The sequence below is a fragment of the Lysinibacillus sp. NPDC056959 genome (genome assembly GCF_042674095.1).
Lineage (GTDB): Bacteria > Bacillota > Bacilli > Bacillales_A > Planococcaceae > Lysinibacillus > Lysinibacillus zambalensis.
Map to the genome: position 1 here is coordinate 1 of NZ_JBHURE010000004.1, position 2940 is coordinate 2940.

Here is a 2940-nt window from a genome sequence, read left to right on the forward strand (position 1 = left end):
GCAACAAATGTTTTAACTGTGCGAAAGCGAAGCGACAGCAACAACAAATGTTTTCTGTAGCGAAAGCAAAGCGGCAGCTACAAATGTTTTAACTGTGCGAAAGCGTAGCGGCAGCAACAAAGCGCCCAGTCGGAACGGAAATCAACCCCACGTTATGGTTCAGATTAATATATCTGATATTTTAATATAATTTGAAATTTGGTGGGATTAGATGACGAAAGAAACAATACTGATAGTTGATGATGAAAAAGAGATTAGAAATCTTATTGCTATTTATTTAAAAAATGAAGGCTACGATATTCTAGAAGCAAGTGATGGAGAGGAGGGCTTAAATCTTTTAAAGAAACATAAAGTACATTTAATTGTTCTAGATATTATGATGCCGAACGTGGATGGCATCGAAATGTGTATGAAGGTAAGGGAAATAGCCGAGATGCCTATTATTATGCTGTCAGCAAAGTCTCAAGATATGGATAAAATCGTGGGATTATCTATAGGGGCAGATGATTATGTAACAAAGCCCTTTAACCCTTTAGAGCTAATTGCGCGCATAAAATCTCAACTTCGTAGATATATCAAAATGAATCGACTAGATAGTATGAACGAAAGTGAGATAGAGATTGGTGATCTGCGAATTAATACCGACACACATGAAGTAATCGTCAACAATGAAAAGGTAAAGCTTACGCCAAGGGAGTTTTCAATTCTTGAATTACTTGCAAGAAATCAAGGCATAGTCATGAGCGCTGAGCAAATTTATGAAAAGGTTTGGAAGGAAGAGGCTATACAGTCTGAAAATACGGTAATGGTACATATACGAAAAATTCGAGAAAGAATTGAGACAAATCCAAGAAATCCTCAATATATTAAAACAGTATGGGGAGTAGGGTATAAAATTGAGAAAGATCATTAAGCCATTCAAATACTTACTAAGTAAACTAAAAATACTTATTGTAAAGGCTATTACGAAAGTACGAGCAAGTATTAGAGTCCAACTATTAACGACTTTTATTGTTTGTGCATTTTTAGGACTACTTGCCGCACGGGTCACGCTCCCGTTTGTTTTAAATATAAATGAAACAGCAACAGTTGATTATAGTCAAGGGATGCAGCAGATAAATTTTCAAGCGCAGCAAGTTGCAGAATTAGCTGTCAATGATAATAGTATAGAATCCTTACAGCAAATGATTGAATCAGAAAATGACAAATTAGCACAATATCAAGGTGCGTTGAAAGTGTTAGTTACCGATGAGAGCGGTAAGGTATTGTATAAGACGAAACAAGTGGAAGAGGAACAAATTGATTTACATAATAAAATTCGAAATGTAATGGATTTTGCGATAAATCACCCACTCTATAATTATGAGATACCGGCAATCGAACAATCGCGGCAAGAATTTATTGCCTTTTATCCATTAACTTTAGATAATAAAAACTTTTATTTGTTCGTTAGTGGAATTCCCGAGGGGACGGTTATTGCAAAGTCGACAGAGGGTTTTATCCCTTTATTTATTGGAATTGTTGTATTTGCTTTCTCATTCTTCTATATAACGAAAAGAAAAATGAAACAAATCGAGGCGCTGGCTAAGGGGGTTAAGGAAATCGCAAAAGGAGATTTAACCTATCGCATTGAGAAAAGGGGAATTGATGAAATCGCTTTATTAACAGAGAATGTAAATCATATGACCGAAGCTATTATGACGAATATAGAGATGGAACGAAAGATTGAAAAACAAAAAAATGAATTAATTACGAATGTTTCGCATGACTTACGAACACCACTTACTTCGATTATGGGTTATTTACGATTGTTAAGAGATGAAAGGTATGACACAAAGGAGCAATATGATGAGTATTTAAAGATTGCTTTCTCAAAATCCGAACAGTTAAAGAACCTGATTGAAGATTTATTTGAATATACGAAGCTAACGAATGACAGCATTGTCCTTGGGCAACAGGAGGTATGTATGAATGAGCTTCTCGATCAATTAATTGAGGAGTTGATTCCGCAAGCGGAGGAAAACCATCGTACATTTATTAAAAATTTCTCAGAGGAGCGGATTTTTGCTTCAGTGGATTCTGAGAAAATTGTTAGGGTCTTTGATAATTTATTAATGAATGCCATTAAATATAGTACAGGTGACGGTGAGATTTTTGTTTCTCTTGAAAGAAAAGAAAGTAATGTTCAAATCTGTGTTGCTAATGAAAGTGATGAATTTACATCTGAAGAGCTAACGAGCTTATTTGAGAGATTTTATAAAAAAGATCAATCAAGAACAAGTGTAGCGGAAGGCTCAGGACTTGGACTTGCTATTGCAAAGAGCATTGTAGAACTACATGGTGGAAAAATCGACGCGAAGTATACGGATGGTATGTTGCATTTTAACATCGAACTGCCTATTACAGCTTTATAAAAAATAGAAAGGTAGCATCTAATAGTACAATGCTACCTTTCTTCATGGGTGAATTAGTTGCTCAATAGTGAGAATATGATTGGCTTTAGTGTGAGGGAGTATCTTTTGTAAGTGCATAAAAATATTTTGGTCCTTAATAATAATTTGAATTTCTGTATAGCTATATTGTTTTTGGACTTCTTGAACATATTCTGTAATTTTCAATAAATGATGTGGGTCTTTCATTTCTACTTCTACAAAAAAGGGCAGCGTTAATTGATGTAAACTTAAGCAACCGCGACGAATCCAAATCGCTTCATTAACGTAATAACGGATAGGTAATTGACGATTACTTGCGATAAATAAGTCCATTTATGTCTCCTTTTTTATATCATGATGTTAATAATGATGGATAGAACCATCAAAATGATGGATAGAATCGTCAAAGTGACGGATAGAATCGTCAAAGTGACGGATAGAATCGTCAAAGTGACGGATAGAATCGTCAAAGTGACGGATAGAATCGTCAAAGTGACGGATAGAATCG

3 protein-coding genes are annotated in these 2940 nt (G+C 35.0%); 2 read left to right on the forward strand and 1 reads right to left on the reverse strand.

The genetic code is table 11. From position 1 onward, the window contains the following. Positions 1-211 precede the first annotated feature (211 nt). The gene (locus tag ACFTQ7_RS06185) at positions 212-913 is read left to right on the forward strand and encodes a response regulator transcription factor (protein WP_386827755.1); all 702 of its coding nucleotides are present in this window, start codon (positions 212-214) and stop codon (positions 911-913) included. Next, entirely contained in the window at positions 897-2414 is a 1518-nt protein-coding gene (locus tag ACFTQ7_RS06190) for a sensor histidine kinase (protein WP_386827756.1), read from the forward strand. The genes ACFTQ7_RS06185 and ACFTQ7_RS06190 overlap by 17 nt, the downstream gene beginning before the upstream one ends. A gap of 42 nt (positions 2415-2456) precedes the next feature. On the opposite strand, the gene ACFTQ7_RS06195 is transcribed toward ACFTQ7_RS06190, so the two are convergent. Next, on the reverse strand, positions 2457-2765 hold the full coding sequence (locus ACFTQ7_RS06195) for a hypothetical protein (RefSeq protein WP_386827757.1): 309 nt from the start codon (positions 2763-2765) through the stop codon (positions 2457-2459). Positions 2766-2940: the final 175 nt, after the last annotated feature.

Bases quoted from the DNA above. Each gene is read 5' to 3' on its own strand.
- ACFTQ7_RS06185 (WP_386827755.1), top strand. From the start codon at position 212: ATGACGAAAGAAACAATACTGATAGTTGATGATGAAAAAGAGATTAGA.
- ACFTQ7_RS06195 (WP_386827757.1), bottom strand. From the start codon at position 2,765: ATGGACTTATTTATCGCAAGTAATCGTCAATTACCTATCCGTTATTAC.